General features: G+C 52.7%; 12 protein-coding genes. 11 read left to right on the forward strand and 1 reads right to left on the reverse strand.

The annotated features are described in order from the left end of the window. Positions 1–15 precede the first annotated feature (15 nt). The 4 genes from xerC to EKM90_RS00075 all read left to right on the forward strand — a co-directional run bounded on the left by xerC (position 16) and on the right by EKM90_RS00075 (position 3,995). Positions 16–909, forward strand: a complete 894-nt coding sequence (xerC, locus tag EKM90_RS00060) for a tyrosine recombinase XerC (RefSeq protein WP_125578969.1) — start codon at positions 16–18, stop codon at positions 907–909. A gap of 117 nt (positions 910–1,026) precedes the next feature. Further along, on the forward strand, positions 1,027–1,548 hold the full coding sequence (gene hslV / locus EKM90_RS00065) for an ATP-dependent protease subunit HslV (RefSeq protein ID WP_125578970.1): 522 nt from the start codon (positions 1,027–1,029) through the stop codon (positions 1,546–1,548). Between the two features lie 12 nt (positions 1,549–1,560). Continuing rightward, positions 1,561–2,964, forward strand: coding sequence for an ATP-dependent protease ATPase subunit HslU (gene hslU, locus EKM90_RS00070; RefSeq protein WP_125578971.1), 1,404 nt, complete (start codon positions 1,561–1,563; stop codon positions 2,962–2,964). A 152-nt stretch (positions 2,965–3,116) separates the two neighbouring features. Continuing rightward, a complete protein-coding gene (locus EKM90_RS00075; protein WP_125578972.1) occupies positions 3,117–3,995 on the forward strand; it encodes an aldose 1-epimerase family protein in 879 nt (292 codons plus the stop codon). Between the two features lie 64 nt (positions 3,996–4,059). On the opposite strand, the gene plsY is transcribed toward EKM90_RS00075, so the two are convergent. Then, positions 4,060–4,677 (reverse strand): glycerol-3-phosphate 1-O-acyltransferase PlsY, encoded by a 618-nt coding sequence (gene plsY / locus EKM90_RS00080; RefSeq protein WP_125578973.1) that lies wholly within the window; start codon positions 4,675–4,677, stop codon positions 4,060–4,062. 423 nt (positions 4,678–5,100) lie between these two features. Here plsY and parE point away from each other — a divergent pair, with 423 nt between their 5' ends. The 7 genes from parE (at position 5,101) to EKM90_RS00115 (ending at position 16,553) form a co-directional block, all read left to right on the forward strand. Continuing rightward, on the forward strand, positions 5,101–7,113 hold the full coding sequence (gene parE / locus EKM90_RS00085) for a DNA topoisomerase IV subunit B (RefSeq protein ID WP_125578974.1): 2,013 nt from the start codon (positions 5,101–5,103) through the stop codon (positions 7,111–7,113). Then, positions 7,114–9,564 carry a DNA topoisomerase IV subunit A gene (gene parC / locus EKM90_RS00090; RefSeq protein ID WP_125578975.1) on the forward strand — a complete coding sequence of 817 codons (2,451 nt, stop codon included), beginning with the start codon at positions 7,114–7,116 and terminating at the stop codon, positions 9,562–9,564. A 301-nt stretch (positions 9,565–9,865) separates the two neighbouring features. After that, complete coding sequence (gene pflB, locus EKM90_RS00095; RefSeq protein ID WP_125578976.1) at positions 9,866–12,127, forward strand: formate C-acetyltransferase; 2,262 nt, start codon at positions 9,866–9,868, stop codon at positions 12,125–12,127. 362 nt (positions 12,128–12,489) lie between these two features. Next, positions 12,490–13,323, forward strand: a complete 834-nt coding sequence (pflA, locus tag EKM90_RS00100) for a pyruvate formate-lyase-activating protein (protein WP_125578977.1) — start codon at positions 12,490–12,492, stop codon at positions 13,321–13,323. Between the two features lie 140 nt (positions 13,324–13,463). Then, positions 13,464–14,432 carry a LysR family transcriptional regulator gene (locus EKM90_RS00105; RefSeq protein ID WP_125578978.1) on the forward strand — a complete coding sequence of 323 codons (969 nt, stop codon included), beginning with the start codon at positions 13,464–13,466 and terminating at the stop codon, positions 14,430–14,432. A 48-nt stretch (positions 14,433–14,480) separates the two neighbouring features. Then, complete coding sequence (locus EKM90_RS00110) at positions 14,481–15,413, forward strand: manganese-dependent inorganic pyrophosphatase (RefSeq protein ID WP_125578979.1); 933 nt, start codon at positions 14,481–14,483, stop codon at positions 15,411–15,413. Between the two features lie 54 nt (positions 15,414–15,467). After that, the gene (locus tag EKM90_RS00115) at positions 15,468–16,553 is read left to right on the forward strand and encodes a M42 family metallopeptidase (protein ID WP_125578980.1); all 1,086 of its coding nucleotides are present in this window, start codon (positions 15,468–15,470) and stop codon (positions 16,551–16,553) included. Positions 16,554–16,852 lie beyond the last annotated feature (299 nt).

Below are 16,852 nucleotides of genomic sequence, written 5' to 3' on the forward strand. Positions count from 1 at the left end.
CTAGGAGGTGAGCGGATGGCTGAAGAAACGGAATTCTTGCAGTACTTGGCCGTGGAGCGGCACTATTCGCCGGAAACCCAAAAGGCCTACCAAGAGGACATCAACGATTTTCGCCAGTTTCTGACGACCAGTGGTAGCTTCAATGGCTTTGCCAAAGTCGATCGTCTGGATGTCCAAACATACTTGTCGGCGCTGGCGGACCGCCACTTGGCTCGCAGCTCGGTGGTGCGAAAAATGAGTAGTTTGCGTAGTTTCTACCGGTACCTGATTCGCGTTGGTCAAGCGCAGGTGGATCCCTTTAAATTGGTGGAAACTCGCAAGTCGCATCACCATCTGCCTAGCTTTTTCTACGAAGCGGAAATTCAGGAGTTGTTCACTACGGTAGCAGGCGACCAGCCGCTTGACCTGCGCAATAGCGCCTTGCTGGAAGTCCTGTATGGCACCGGCATCCGGGTGTCTGAGTGTGCCAACTTGACGCTGTCGCAAATCGACTTCGACCTTGAAGTCATGCTGATTCACGGCAAAGGCAACAAGGATCGCTATGTGCCCTTCGGTTCCTATGCTAAAACGGCCTTGCAGCGGTATCTCAAAACGGCGCGGCCAACGCTGATGGCGAAAGTACCGACTCATCAGCGGGTGTTTGTGAATCAACACGGCCGGCCGCTTACGGCGCGCGGGATTGAGTACATTCTGGATCAGTTGATCAAGCAAACCAGCCTCACCGCCGATATTCATCCCCACATGCTGAGGCACAGCTTCGCGACGCACATGCTTAACCACGGCGCGGATTTGCGCACGGTGCAGGAGCTGCTGGGGCATGCGAGTCTGTCCACGACTCAGATTTACACCCACATGACCACCGACCATTTGAAAAGTGATTACATGAAGTATTTTCCCAAGCACAATTAGCACTTAACCGATTTCAGTGCTAATAATCAGTCAAAAGACCGATGCCGGCTAGCATTCAGACCGGTACACTACAAGGTATTCTCAAGCAGTCGCACGTTAGTAAAGGAGCACATACTTATGACAACAATTGCAGCAGTGCGTAAAAACGGCCATACCGCCATCGCCGGTGACGGCCAGGTGACATTAGGCGAAAAGGTGATCATGAAAGGCAACGCGCAGAAAATTCGGCGCATCTATAACGGCCAAGTCGTAATCGGTTTTGCCGGCGGTGTGGCAGATGCCATCACCTTGGAAGACTGGTTGGAAAAGAAGCTGGAAACCCATGCCGGTAATCTTCGCCGCTCTGCGGTGGCGCTGGCCCAAGACTGGCGCAAAGATCCAACCTTGCAGAAGCTGCAGGCCGAGCTGATCGCCATGGACAAGGACGATTTGCTGCTGATTTCCGGGCAAGGCGAAGTGATTGAACCGGACCAGGACGTTGTGGCGATTGGCTCTGGTGGCAATTACGCTCAGGCCGCCGCCATTGCGATGCTGCGGCATACGCAAATGAGCGCGGAGAATATCGCTAAGGAGGCCATCGAAATCGCCTCGAACATCGATATTTTTACCAACCAAAACATTCGCGTCGAAAGTTTTTAAGGAGGGCCCGCTATGTCAGTGAAAACACCAAAAGAGATTGTGGCTCAGCTCGATCAATATGTCATTGGCCAAGATGAAGCCAAGCGCGCCGTGGCGGTGGCCTTGTACAATCGGCACCGCCGGATGGAACTGCCAGAACAGATGCAGCAAGATATCACGCCGAAGAACTTGCTGATGATTGGGCCGACCGGGGTGGGGAAAACTGAAATCGCCCGCCGGCTGGCCAAGGTCGTCAACGCCCCGTTTGTCAAAGTCGAAGCGACTAAGTTCACTGAAGTCGGCTATGTCGGCCGGGATGTGGAATCCATGGTCCGTGACCTCGCAGATGTTGCGGTGGCGATGGAAGAAGCTCAGGCCTTTGCCGCAGTCCGCGGCCGCGCCCAGCGCCAAGCTGATAAGCGCCTGGTCCGCCTGCTGGTGCCTGCCATCAAGAAGGAAAAGAAAAACACCAATCCGATGGCCGATATGATGAGCATGCTCCAAAACATGCAAAACGGTCAGATGCCGCAGCCGCAGCAGGAAGATGGTGAGCTCACCGATGAAATTCGCAACCAGCGCTTGACTGTGGCCGAGCAGCTGGAGCAAGGCCTACTGGAAGACCGTGAAATCACCGTCGCTGTCGAAGATGAGAAAAAAGGCAACGGCATGGGCGATATGTACGGCCAAATGGGTATCGACTTATCTGACATGATGGGGTCGATGATGCCCAAGAAGAAAGTCCAGCGCACCATGACCGTGAAAGAAGCGCGGGAAGTCTTCATTCGCGAGGAAAGTAGCAAGCTGGTCAACCATGCGGATATCTACCACAACGCGATCCGTCAAGCCGAAGACAACGGGATTATTTTCATCGATGAAATCGATAAAATCGCCGCCGGCAACAAGCAATCCGCCGGTGAGGTTTCCCGTGAAGGCGTGCAGCGCGATATACTGCCGATTGTTGAAGGCTCGCAAGTCTCCACCAAGTACGGCCCGCTGAACACCGAGCATGTGCTGTTCATCGGCTCCGGGGCGTTTGCCACGGCCAAACCCTCAGATTTGATTGCTGAGCTGCAAGGCCGCTTCCCGATTCGGGTGGAGCTAAAGGATTTGACTAAGGATGACTTCGTGCGCATCTTGACCGAGCCTGACAATGCGCTGGTTAAGCAGTACATGGCGCTGATTGGCACCGATGGCGTGAAAATCACCTTTACTCAAGAGGCGATTGAACGCATTGCCCAAATCGCGATTGACGTCAACCGCGACACTGACAACATCGGGGCCCGGCGCCTGGCCACGATGTTGGAGAAGCTACTGGAAGATATTTTGTATGAAGGGCCTGACATGCAAATGGGTGATATTACCATCACCGAAAAGTATGTCAATGACAAGGTTGGCGATATTGCCGCCGACAAGAACATGACGCGGTACATTTTGTAACCATGGGTCGACCTAAGCGCCCCTGCCTCGGCAGGGGCTTTGGTCTAGCCCAAAATTTAGGCGTGGAGGTTGAACCTGAAGCGCTATCATGGTATAAATGGACACGTTGACCGCGAAAGCGGTAATTCTGGAAATAAAAGGAATGAGCAAATATGGCAACGCTGACCAATGATTTTTTGACGGTTACTATCAGCGAGCACGGCGCTGAAGTGACCAGCATCATCAACAACCACACCAATCAGGAATATATCTGGCAAGCGGATCCTAAAGTTTGGAAGCGCCACGCACCAGTATTGTTTCCGATTGTCGGGGCCTTGAAGAATAACGAGTACCGCTATGAGGGTCAGACTTACCACATGAGCCAGCATGGTTTCGCCCGGGATCGCGATTTCACCGTGGAGGCGCAGTCGGATAAGCAAGTGACGATGGTGCTGAAAGATGACGCCGAAAGCCGCAAAGCGTATCCTTTCGCTTTTGTCCTGAAGCTGATTTTCACCTTGGAAAACAATGGTTTGACCGTGACGTACCATGTCGAAAATCCCGCGGCCGAGGCGCCACTGTATTTCTCCATTGGTGGTCACCCTGGCTTCAACATCCCGGTGACGCCGGATACCAAGTTCGAAGACTACTTCTTGGCTTTCCAGCCGCTGAAGTCGCGTGTGCAGGTGCCACTGATTGCCGGTAAAGGCATCGATTACAAGCACCGCACCTTGGCCGCCACCGATGCCAATTTGCAACTCAACCATGAGTTCTTTAAGCAGGATGCAGTGATTTATGAACTCAACGGTCGCTCTGCTTTCTCTCTGCGCTCGGATAAAACCCGCCATGGCGTGATGCTGACAACGACTGACGCGCCGTTTATCGGCGTCTGGAGCCCTTATCCCACCGAAGGCAATTTCGTCTGCTTGGAACCATGGTGGGGCATTGCCGACACCACCGATGCCACTGGTGATTTGACCGAAAAGCTCGGCATTAACAAACTGGAACCAAATGAGGTTTTCGATCACAGCTATTTGATTGAAATCTTCTAAACCAAAAAAGGCGCTGCCTTCAGCCCGTGTGGGTCTGTGAAGGCAGCGCCTTTTGCATGTCGGCTTATTGTCGCTTGTGGCGCAGATATTGGCCCAGGCCAAAGGGCACCATGTTTTCGGTGCCGGCCTTGATGCGGGCGAAGTTGGCGCGGTGGCGCACCATAATCACCAGCCACACCACAGTTGCGACGGCGGTTAGGATCCAGTCATGGAAGAACAGCGAGCCTAGTACCACTAGGGTCATCCCCAAAGTGGAGGCGACGCTGACCATGCTGGTGAGTAGCACCAGACTGAGGAAGACCGCGCAGCAGAATAGGAAAAACACGGGATTGTACGCCAGCGCGATGCCCGCGGAGGTCGCGACGGCTTTGCCACCTTTGAAGCCGATAAACACCGAACAGGTATGGCCAAACACCGCTGCCAAGCCAACAATCAGGACCCACCAGTGCGGGGTGATGCCGAAAAACGCTGGGAGCGACGCGCCGAGGGTGCCTTTGAGAATATCCATCACCAGCACAATTGAGCCGCCCACCGGCCCGAGCACGCGGTAGGCGTTGGTCGTGCCAATGTTGTGAGAGCCGGCGGTGCGGATATCTTGATGGAAGAACAACTGGCCGACCCAGACACCGCTGGGAATCGAGCCAATGAGATAAGCGAGGATGAAACAAAAAACAAGGGTCATGGGTAAGTCCTTTCTGTGCGCAAGGCCAAAACAGCTGCGCAAGATGATGGCAAAAACTGCCGCCCAGGAGCCGGCCGAAGCCAGCATAATCAGTGCTTCCAGTTTACCATTTTTTGACCAAAGCGGGAATCTTGCGTAAAATAGATTGTCCGAACATTTATTCGGGTGCGACACCAAATGGAAGTGCTAGGCAAATCATCAAGCTCAAAGCGTCTTCGTTCGCAGCCTGATAGTTGCGCTCACGAAGACAACGCTTGAGTGCTTTGCTACGCCAGAGTCGTCGCCGCGTGGCGCGGCAACGCCTCCGGCTAGGCAAATCATCAAGCTAAAACCGTCTTCGTTCGCAGCCTGGATAAAATTCCCTTTCACCTAGGCCTTGGTCTGGTGTATTGTAATTGGAGTTGCACGAAAAAGGAGTAAACAATGGCGAAAGCAAGTGAAACATACACCGATTCATCAATTCAGGTGCTGCATGGCTTGGAGGCTGTGCGCAAGCGGCCGGGGATGTATATTGGGTCGACCGATGCCCGCGGCTTGCACCATCTCGTTTATGAAATCGTCGATAACTCAGTCGATGAAGCCTTGGCTGGGTATGGCGACAAAATCGCGGTGACCATTCACCAAGATAATTCGATCACCGTCCAAGATCATGGGCGCGGGATGCCGACAGGAATGCACGCGTCGGGCAAACCCACTATCGAAGTCATTTTGACGGTGCTGCATGCCGGCGGGAAGTTTGATCAAAATTCTTATAAAACTTCCGGCGGCTTGCATGGGGTCGGCTCTTCCGTCGTGAACGCGTTGAGCGAATCGCTGACGGTGCGGGTCGTTCGGGATAAGCACGGCTTCGAGGAACATTTTATTAATGGCGGCCATCCTGATGGCGGTCTTCAGAAGCTCGGGAAAATCAACGAACCCAACGGCACGATGATTACCTTCAAGCCGGATCCGACGATTTTCCAAACCACGACGTATAACTTTGATACGCTGGCGGAACGGTTGCGCGAATCGGCCTTTTTGTTGAAGAATATCATCTTCACCTTAACCGATGAACGCACCGGCCGCGCGGAAACCTACCACTATCCAGATGGCCTGGTCAGCTTCGTGAAGTACCTAAACGAGGATCGCGATACGGTCAGTCCAGTTTTTAACTTCGAAGGCACCAAGGACGGCATCGTGGTCGACTTCGCGGGTCAATACAACGATGGTTATTCGGAAAACACCATTAGCTTTGTGAACAACGTGCGCACCGGCGATGGTGGTACCCATGAAGTGGGGATGCGCAGCGCCATCACCCGGGCCTTCAATGATTTTGCCCGCAAAGTCAACCTGCTGAAGGACAAAGATAAGAACCTCGAAGGCTCCGATGTCCGCGAAGGGCTCGCGGCGGTGTTGTCGGTGCGGATTCCGGAAGAAATCCTGCAGTTTGAGGGTCAAACTAAAGGCAAACTCGGCACCCCGCAAGCGCGGACCGTCGTCGATAATGTCCTTTATGAAAAAATGAGCTTCTGGTTGATGGAAGGCGGCGACGAGGCCCAAGAGCTCGTGCGCAAAGCCGTCCGTGCCCGCGAAGCGCGCGAAGCGGCCCGCAAAGCCCGGGATGATTCGCGTACCGGTAAGCGCAAGAAGAAGGATCAAGGCCTGCTGTCAGGCAAGCTCACCCCGGCACAAAGCAAAAACGCGGCTAAAAACGAGCTGTACCTAGTCGAAGGGGATTCGGCCGGCGGCTCCGCCAAGCAAGGCCGCGACCGCAAGTTCCAAGCGATTTTGCCGCTGCGGGGGAAAGTGCTGAACACCCAAAAGGCTAAATTGCAAGACATCGTCAAAAACGAAGAAATCAACACGATGATTTACACCATCGGCGCTGGGGTCGGGGCCGAATTTGACGTGAAACAAAGCAATTACGACAAGATCATCATCATGACCGATGCGGATACCGATGGTGCCCACATCCAGATTTTGCTATTGACCTTCTTCTATCGTTACATGCGCCCGCTGATGGATGCCGGCAAGGTTTACATCGCTTTGCCGCCGCTGTACCGGTTGCAAAAAGGGAAAGGCGGCAATGTCAAAATCGCCTACGCCTGGACCGACGAAGAGTTGGAAAAAGAAACCCAGAAAATGGGTAAAGGCTACACGTTGACGCGGTTCAAAGGGCTAGGCGAAATGAACGCCGACCAGCTCTGGGAAACCACGATGAATCCGGAGACCCGTACCCTGATTCGCGTTCACGTGGAAGACGGTGCCTTAGCTGAACGGCGGGTCACCACCTTGATGGGCGACCGGGTGGAACCGCGGCGGGAATGGATTGAGTCCAATGTCGATTTTGATATGGATGAAGAAGGTTCCATCATGGAAACCAAGACGTCAGATCACAGCGACATGCAGTTCGGGGTCAACCAGATCAAGAAACAGCTGACGAAGAAGGGTAAATAAATGGCAAACCATATTCAAGAAATGGCGTTAGAAGACGTCATGGGTGAGCGCTTCGGCCGCTATTCCAAATACATCATTCAAGAGCGCGCCTTGCCCGACGTGCGCGACGGTTTGAAGCCGGTGCAGCGCCGAATTTTGTTCGCCATGAATCAAGATGGCAACACGTTTGACAAAGGCTTTCGCAAGTCCGCCAAATCGGTCGGGAATGTCATGGGTAATTTTCATCCCCATGGCGACTCCTCGATTTATGAAGCGATGGTGCGCCTGAGTCAGGATTGGAAGCTGGAAGAGCCCCTGATTGAAATGCACGGGAATAACGGTTCGATGGACGGCGATCCGCCAGCGGCGATGCGGTATACCGAAGCGCGCCTGGCCAAGATTTCCGGCGAACTGCTGAAGGATATCGACAAAGATACCGTCGACATGGTGCTGAATTTCGATGACACCACTGAAGAGCCGACCGTGCTACCGGCCGCCTTTCCCAACCTGCTGGTCAATGGTGCCACCGGGATTTCTGCCGGTTACGCCACTGACATTCCGCCGCATAACTTGCGGGAAGTGATCAACGCACTGCTGAAGCTGATGAAACAGCCTGATGCCAGCTTGAGCGATTTGATGCAGTTCGTGCAAGGGCCAGATTTTCCGACCGGTGGGATTATTCAGGGCCTTGCCGGCATTCGCCAGGCGTATGAAACCGGCCGCGGCAAAATTGTCGTGCGGGCGCGGACCCATACCGAAGAGATGCGCGGTGGTAAGCAGCAAATCGTCATCACCGAGCTGCCATACGAAGTCAACAAGGCCCAGCTGGTCAAGAAAATCGATGAATTGCGGCTAGCCAAAAAAGTCGATGGCATTGCGGAAATCCGCGATGAAAGTGACCGGTTTGGCTTGTCCGTGGTGATTGAACTCAAGAAAGAGGCCAATGCAGACGGGATTTTAACTTACCTGTTCAAAAACACGGACCTGCAAATCAATTACAACTTCAACATGGTCGCCATCGCCGACATGAAGCCTAAGCAGTTGGGCCTCAAGCCGATGCTGGAAGCCTACTTGAAGCACCGCCGCAATGTGATTACCCGGCGCACCGAATACGACCTGAAAAAGGCCGAAGCCCGGCAGCACATTGTGGAAGGCTTGATCAAGATGATTTCGATTTTGGATCAGGTCATCCAGGTCATTCGCGGTAGTGAAAACAAGGCCGATGCCAAACAAAACCTGGTGAAGCAGTTTGACTTTAGCATTGAACAGGCCGAAGCCATTGTGTCCTTACAGCTGTACCGGTTAACCAACACGGATATTACCGCGCTGGAGGCGGAAGCTGCGGAACTGGCGAAAAATATCGCGCATTACCATGATATTTTGACCCATGAAGCCACGCGTGATGCCGTGATTGAAAGTGAACTGGTCACCATTGCCAAGACTTACGGTAAAGACCGGCGTTCCACCATCCAAGCCGAAATCGAACAACTGGAAGTTGACACCACCGTCACCGTGGCTGATGAGCAGGTGATGGTGATGGTTTCGCGCGATGGCTACATGAAGCGCAGCTCGCTGCGCAGCTATCAAGCCGTCGATCCAGCCGACAACGGGCTGAAAACCAATGACTTCCCTGTGTTCCAGCAGGAAATGAGTACCTTGGCGCATTTGTACATGTTCACTAGTGCTGGCAATGTGATTTACCGGCCGGTGCATGAACTGGAGGACACCCGCTGGAAAGATGCTGGTGAGCATCTCTCCCAAGCGGTGGGGATCAGCTCCGAAGAAACTGTGATTGCGGCTTTTGGTTTTGATGCACTGACTGAACCAGGCAATTTTGTCCTCGGCTCTTCTGATGGGTATATCAAGCAGACCGCTTTGGCGGATTTGCAGCCGCAGCGCGGCTACAAGAACCGAGCGATGGTGGGGATGAAGCTCAAGGACGACTCAGCCGTGGTCACGAATGCCTACTTTGTCGCCCCAGACAGTCAGCAAACGGTCACCGCAGTCACCTACCAGGCCTATGGTCAGCAGTTCCCACTGAGCGAAGTCAGTGTGATTGGCGCCCGGGCCACTGGGGTCAAGAGCATGGCGCTGAAGGCTGGAGACTATGTGGTGAGCTACATTCTAGCCGATGATCCGGAGAAAACGGAAATTGGTATTCTGACTCAACGCGGTGCCTTCAAGAAGATGAAACTCCAGGAACTCGGCATTGGGGCGCGCGCTCGGCGCGGTCTGATGGTACTGCGGGAGCTGAAGCGTGATCCGCATCGCATTGTGGCGATGACCCTGGTGGATGACAACACGCAACTCACGATTGTCACGGCCAAGGATAAACAAGTTACCTTGAACCCAAGTGACTATCCAGACGGTGATCGCTACTCCAATGGCTCATTTGTGCTCGATACAGATACGGTGGGCGAGCCGAAATTTGTCCATCGCGACCAGATTTTAGCGCTACCGGCAGAAAATTAATTTAAAATAATTCTTAAGAGGCCCGAATAATCGGGCCTTTTTTGCATTCTGTTGTAATACAGATTCGTGATTACTGTTCCATATAAAATAGCGACAGCGGGGGGCCAAAACCTTGATAAATCAACATTTCGCCTAAAAAAGATAGTGAAATTATTAGCAAAGTTAGTGACAAAGCCGTTGGCAAGATACGGCTTTCATTGCCTTAAGCGCGGGAAAGAAAGTGCTTGCATAGCGCTTGTGACGTGTTATACTAAGACTGTAAAATCTGTGATAAGGAATTCAACTATAGGAGGCTATCCAGATGAAGCAGTTAGACAAGACAGACATCAAAACCTACTGGGATGGTTTTAATGCTGGGGACTGGCAAGATGAAATTAACGTTCGTGATTTCATCCAAAAGAACCTGACTCAATATGACGGCGACGAAACATTCCTTGCTGGCCCAACCGAAGCCACCACGATTTTGAACAATCAAGTGCTGAACTTGAAGAAGCAAGAGCGTGAGGCCGGTGGTGTGCTTGATGCCGACACTAAAGTGGTTGCTACGGTCACTTCACACGGCCCTGGCTATCTGAACAAGGATCTTGAAAAGATCGTTGGCCTGCAAACCGACAAGCCATTCAAGCGTGCGTTCATGCCATTTGGTGGGATTCGCATGGCTGAAGATGCTTTGAAGTCTTACGGCTACCAGCCAGATCCAGAAATGCACAAGATCTTCACTGAATATCACAAGACCCATAACCAAGGCGTCTTCGATGTTTACACCCCTGATATGCGTAAGGCTCGTCACTACAAGATTGTCACCGGCTTACCAGATGCTTATGCACGTGGCCGCATTGTGGCTGACTTCCCACGGATCGCCATCTATGGGATTGACAAGTTGATGGCTGACAAGGCTGCTGACTTTGCTAACATCGGTGACGGCGAAATGACCGACGATGTGATCCGCCTGCGCGAACAGGTTTCTGATCAGTACCGCGCCTTGAATGACATGAAGAAGATGGCGGCTAGCTATGGCTACGACATCTCCAAGCCTGCGACCAACGCTCAAGAAGCCGTTCAATGGATCTACTTCGGCTACTTGGCAGCGGTTAAGACTCAAAACGGCGCCGCAATGTCCGTTGGCAGAATTGACACCACCATCGATGCCTTCATCGAACGTGACTTCAAGCGCGGTCTGCTCGACGAAAGCCAAGCGCAAGAATTGATCGATCACCTGGTAATGAAGCTGCGGATGGTACGCTTCATCCGGACCGAAGAATACAACTCCCTGTTCTCAGGCGACCCAATCTGGGCGACGCTGTCCTTGGGTGGGGTTGGCTTCGATGGCCGTCACCACATTACCAAGACGGCCTTCCGGTTCTTGAAGACCCTCGACAACATGGGTGCTGCGCCAGAACCAAACATCACTTTGCTGTGGGACGAGAAGCTGCCTGAAGGCTTCAAGCGCTACGCAACGGAAGTGTCCATTACCAGTTCCACCATCCAGTATGAAAACGACTCCTTGATGCGGACCGAATGGGGCACGGACTACTACGGCATCGCTTGCTGTGTTTCCGCTCAGCCAATCCAAGACGGCGTTCAGTTCTTCGGCGCTCGTGCTAACTTGGCTAAGGCCATCCTTTATGCCATCAATGGTGGGATGGACGAAATCGGTGAAACCCAAGTTGGGCCTGAAACCGAACCCATTTCCTCAGATGTCATCGACTACGACGAATTCATGAAGAAGTTCGATGTCCAAGCATCCTGGCTGGCTGACGTTTATGTCAACGCTTTGAACGCCATTCAGTACATGCACGACAAGTACTACTATGAATCCGCTCAACTGGCATTGAAGAACACCCACTTGGACTACACCTTCGCCACCGGGATTTCCGGCTTCTCCCATGCGGTTGACTCCATTTCTGCCATCAAGTACGGCAAGGTTCACCCAGTTCGCGACGAAAAGGGTGTGGCTATCGACTTCAAGGCTGAAAATGAAGACTACCCACGCTATGGGAACAACGACGATCGTGCCGATTCTATTGCTAAGTGGCTCATCAAGTACTTCTACAACAAGATGAACACGCATCACCTGTATCACAACGCTAAGCTGTCGACCTCTGTTTTGACCATCACCTCCAACGTGGTTTATGGGAAGAACACCGGTACCACACCTAATGGCCGCCAAAAGGGCGAACCATTCTCACCTGGTGCCAACCCAGCTTACGGCGCTGAAAAGAACGGGGCTTTGGCATCCTTGATGTCCACTGCGAAGATTCCATATCACTACGCAACGGACGGGATTTCCAATACCTTCGGCGTAACGCCTAACACCTTGGGCCACGATGATGAAACCCGCAAGGATACGCTGGTTCACATGATCGACGGCTACATGGAAAACAACGGGATGCACCTGAACATCAACGTCTTCAACAAGGAGACCCTGATTGACGCCCAGAAGCACCCAGAAGAATACCCAACGCTGACGGTCCGCGTTTCTGGCTACTGCGTCTACTTCGCAGATCTGACCAAGGAACAACAGGACGATGTTATCGCCCGGACCTTCTTCGAAGAGATGTAAAGCACGACCAAAACGGGAGTCCTTTTGGGCTCCCGTTTTGCCCAGAGGCGGCAAGGAAACTTGCCGCTTGTGGGCAGACCGGGTTATGCTAAGGAAGGCTGCGGAAGATGGCCGCACTTAGCCGGATGGTTAGCCTAGCAAGTTTGGCGTTGGCCACCTGGAGCGCAACTAAAACAGGCTGTGGAGCTGGGACGCCCTTAGCCGGATGAGTAGCCTAGCCTTGAGCATCGTCGGTGGTTTTGGCCAACGAAGCTCGAGGCGTAGCTACTCACTCCGGCGTTGGCCCAGCGGAGCGCAACTAGGCAGCAGAAGCTCGCTTCAATTTTCCGCTATCACCGGTAGCTGACAAGGAGGACATAACGATGAAATTAATTGATAACACCAAATCTCCTTTGAATGTATTGGATCAAGTTGGGGTCAAACCCGAAGGCCCAGTGATTGGGTATGTGCACTCGATTGAAAGTTTTGGCTCCGTCGATGGCCCTGGCATTCGCTTTGTGGCGTTTCTGCAAGGCTGCCGGATGCGCTGCCAGTACTGCCATAATCCTGATACCTGGAACATTGGGGTCGGCGATGAAATGACGGCGGATGAGGTCTTAGACAACGCTGAACGCTACCGCGCCTTCTGGGGCGAAACCGGCGGTATTACCTGCTCAGGCGGGGAGTCTTTGGTGCAGATCGACTTTTTGCTTGATTTGTTCACGAAGGCGAAAGCGCGCCATATCTCCACTTGTCTGGATACGTCGGGTGGTCCGTTCACCCGCAGTGAGCCTTGGTTCTCTAAGTTCAAGGAACTGATGAAGGTCACCGACATTTCGCTGGTCGATATTAAGCACATCAACTCCGCTGAGCACAAAAAGCTCACCGGGATTGGGAATGAGAACATCCTTGATATGATTCAATGGATGTCCCACAACGATTGTGATATGTGGATTCGCCACGTGCTGGTGCCACAGCGGACGGATTACGATAACTATCTGACCGAGTTGGGTGATTACATTAAGACCCTTGACCATGTGCAAAAAGTCGAAGTACTGCCTTACCACACGCTGGGTGTGAAAAAGTACCATGAACTCGGCATCACGTATCCGCTGGAAGGCATCGAACCGCCAACCGCCGATCGCGTCAAGAACGCAGAACAACTTTTGCATACCGCCGATTACACAGGCTGGAAGACCTGGCGGCCACAGTGGTAGACTAAGAATGATTATTACAATAAGAAGAAGGGGCTTTTAGTTGCTCTTTCTTTTTTTATCACCTATGATAAGAGCAGTTATCTTGCGCTTGGCATATTAGACGTGAACAGCGATTCCATTTTGTGGTAAGGAGTACAGAGATGAAGACCAAACAGGACAGTATTTTTTCTTCCAAAACGCTATCGTATTTTCTCCAACTGGCTGAAACCATGAATTACACGCAGGCGGCCCAGCTGCTGGGAATCACCCAGCCGGCCCTGACCCAGCAGATCAAAAAGCTTGAGCGCGCAGTGGGGGCGCCGTTGTTCTACTCTGTGGGTAAAAAGTTGCATCTGTCAGACGCCGGGCGGACGATGCTGGCGGCGACGCATGACATTTACGACACGCTGAATCAGGCGACTGACGAAATTCAGCAGGCCTCCAACGCCAATTCCGGGACCATTAAGATTGGGCTTTTGGCCTCAATCGAGGACTCGGCTTTTACCGGCTTCATTTCGGATTACTACTTAAAGAACCAAGACGTGGAAGTCGTGTTCCTGAACATGACCCGGCACGAAATCTGGGAACACTTGGAAAACAACCAGATCGATTTGGCTGTGATGTATTTGCCAGATGATACGATTAAGAACTGGAAGCCTTACGAAAGCCGCAAAATTGTTGATGAGCAGCTGCTGTTCCTGCATCACAGCGACAAGTTAGCCAACCGCAAGCGCGTCCACTTCCGCGACACCGTAGCCCAGCCATGGGTCACATACCCGGAGAACTATTTCCTGTCCCACTTCTTGAAAGAGGCGTACAAGAACCAACTGGTCGACTACCCCGAAGTGGTGGCCCAATTCACCACGCCTTATCAAATCACCCAGTTCCTGAACCGCACCGGGGTGAATACGGCGTTGCCGAATAGCTTCTATCAGGCTCACCAGGAGCAGATTCATGCCCATGCAGTGGCGTTTGAGCCGGCTGTGAGCTTTGAGCTGGCGTTTGTCTTTCGTAAGGGCAAGGACCAAATTCCGCGGATCAGTCAATTTCTGAGCGCCTTTGACACGTATCTGAGCGAAGAAGATTATTTATCGCGGGTCGCTGATAACCGTGTTAAACTAAATGAGTAAGTGCCAAGCCTAGACTTGGGGCAATAAGTGAAAAAAGGGAGTCACACCATGACAACATTGATTTTTGGCCACCAGAATCCTGATACCGACGCCGTTACCAGTGCCATGAGCTTCGCTGAATATCAGCGCCAGCTCGGCAACACCGACGTTGAAGCCGTTGCGCTGGGCGAAATGAACCCAGAAACGCAATATGCTTTGGACTACTTCAAACACGCAACCCCGCGCGTGGTGAAGACCGTCGCAAACGAAACGGACACCGTCATGCTGGTGGACCACAATGAATTCCAGCAAAGTGTTGCGGATATCAAGGATGTCACCATCGCCGCAGTCGTTGATCACCACCGCATTGCGAACTTTGAAACCGCCGCACCGCTGTTCTACCGCGCCGAACCCATCGGCAGTAGCAACTCCGTGATTTATGAAATGTTCCAGGAAAAAGGCTTTACCATCAGCCCACAACTGGCTGGCTTGATGGCCAGCGGGATCATTTCCGACACGCTGCTGCTGAAGAGCCCAACCACCACCGATGTTGAACGTAAGATTTTGCCAGAATTGGCCAAGATTGCCGGCATCGACTTGCAGGAATATGGGTTGGCCATGCTGAAGGCTGGCACCAACTTGGCTGCTAAGTCCGATTTGGAAATCGTTGAAGGCGACGCCAAGAGCTTTGATATGGGTGGTCAGTCCGTCCGCATCGGCCAGGTCAATGTCGTTGACCTGAACGAGGTTTACGCGCGGCAGGCGGCGATTGAAGCCACGATGAAGAGCGAAGCCGAGAAGAATGGCTATGATACGTTCCTGCTGATTGCCACAGACATTCTGAACTCCGATTCCACCGGCTTCTTGTTTGGCAAGAACCAGGATAAGCTGGAGCAGGCCTTTGGCGCTAAGTTTGATGCTGATCACCGGTTGGCTTTGCCTGGCGTGGTTTCCCGGAAAAAGCAGGTCGTGCCACCGCTGCAAGCCGCTTTTGAAGCTTAACCCGCATTGCTCAGGCCCGTCGCCTGAGCTTTTTTGTTATTGAGGAGGAAAATCATGGATAAACAGCAACAAATCGAATTGGTCAAGCAATTCTCCGACGCTTATGGCGTGCCAGGCTTCGAGCAGGACGTCATCAAGCTTTATCGCGACCAGATGGCACCTTATGGCACGACCACTATTGACGGTATGTTCAATGCGCTGACGGCGCGCCATGGCAACACTGGCGACCGGCCCGTGGTCCAAATGGACGCCCATGCCGATGAAGTGGGCCTGATGGTGCAAGCCATTCGCCCCAGCGGCTTGATCAAGTTCGTCACCTTGGGCGGCTGGGTGCCGACCAACGTACCTGCGATGCGCGTGGTGGTGCGGAACAAGCGCGGCGAATACATTCCTGGTGTGGTCGCCACCAAGCCACCACACTTCATGACGGCGGCCGAACGCAACCAGGTGCCAACAATCGCTGGCATGTCGATTGACGTTGGCAGCGTGTCGCGCGAAGAAACCATCAACGATTTTGCCATTGATACCGGCTGTCCAATTTTCCCGGATGTGCAGTGCAGCTACGATGACCAGCATGGCATGTTCTTCGGTAAGGCCTTTGATGACCGAGTTGGGGCAGCGGCTTTGATCGATACCTTTGATAATCTGAAGGACGACGAGCTGAAGGTTGATGTCGTAGCAGGCCTCTCAACCCAGGAAGAAGTCGGCCTGCGCGGCGCCTATGTCACGGCGCGCAAGGTGGATCCTGATTTGGCAATCGTCTATGAAGGCGTACCAGCCGATGACACCTTCGAACCAGACTGGCTCAGCCAGACTCGCATGAAAGGCGGCCCGATGCTGCGTGATTTGGATACCACGTACATCGCCAACCCGAATTTCCAGCAGTTTGCGGCTGATTTAGCTGATGAGCTGCATCTCCCATACACCCGCGCCGTGCGGACCGGTGGGGGACAGAATGGGGCAGCGATTGGCTACTGGAAAGGCGTGCCAACAATCGTCGTTGGTATTCCTGTGCGCTACGAGCATACGGCCTATAACTTCACCGCTTTGAGCGATTTCCAAGTTTCCAGCCAACTGGGGACTGAGATTTTGCGGCGGCTGGATAAGGAAACCATTGAATCGTTTAATCGGGTCGACTAAAGGCCAATTTTTGCGTGATAAGTTTGATCAAATCTAGCACATTCAGCAAAATGTTTTTGCGAGTGTGCTTTTTTGGTACAAAATTTGGTGCAAAAAAGGAAACAAGAAAAAAGTTCACCATGCCTAACTTTTTATAATGAACTTTTGTGCTAGTAATTAAAACCGTGTATGCTGGACATTCTGTCTAAGCAGTATCTGCTATCGCAGATTGGCGACGGTACTGACTGGTCTTCATAAAGCCTTGCAGCCGCAGCGCAGCATGTAGTGAGACGCGATTTTGCTCACTTATAGCAACTCAT

Source organism: Lacticaseibacillus suibinensis (assembly GCF_003946175.1).
Lineage (GTDB): Bacteria > Bacillota > Bacilli > Lactobacillales > Lactobacillaceae > Lacticaseibacillus > Lacticaseibacillus suibinensis.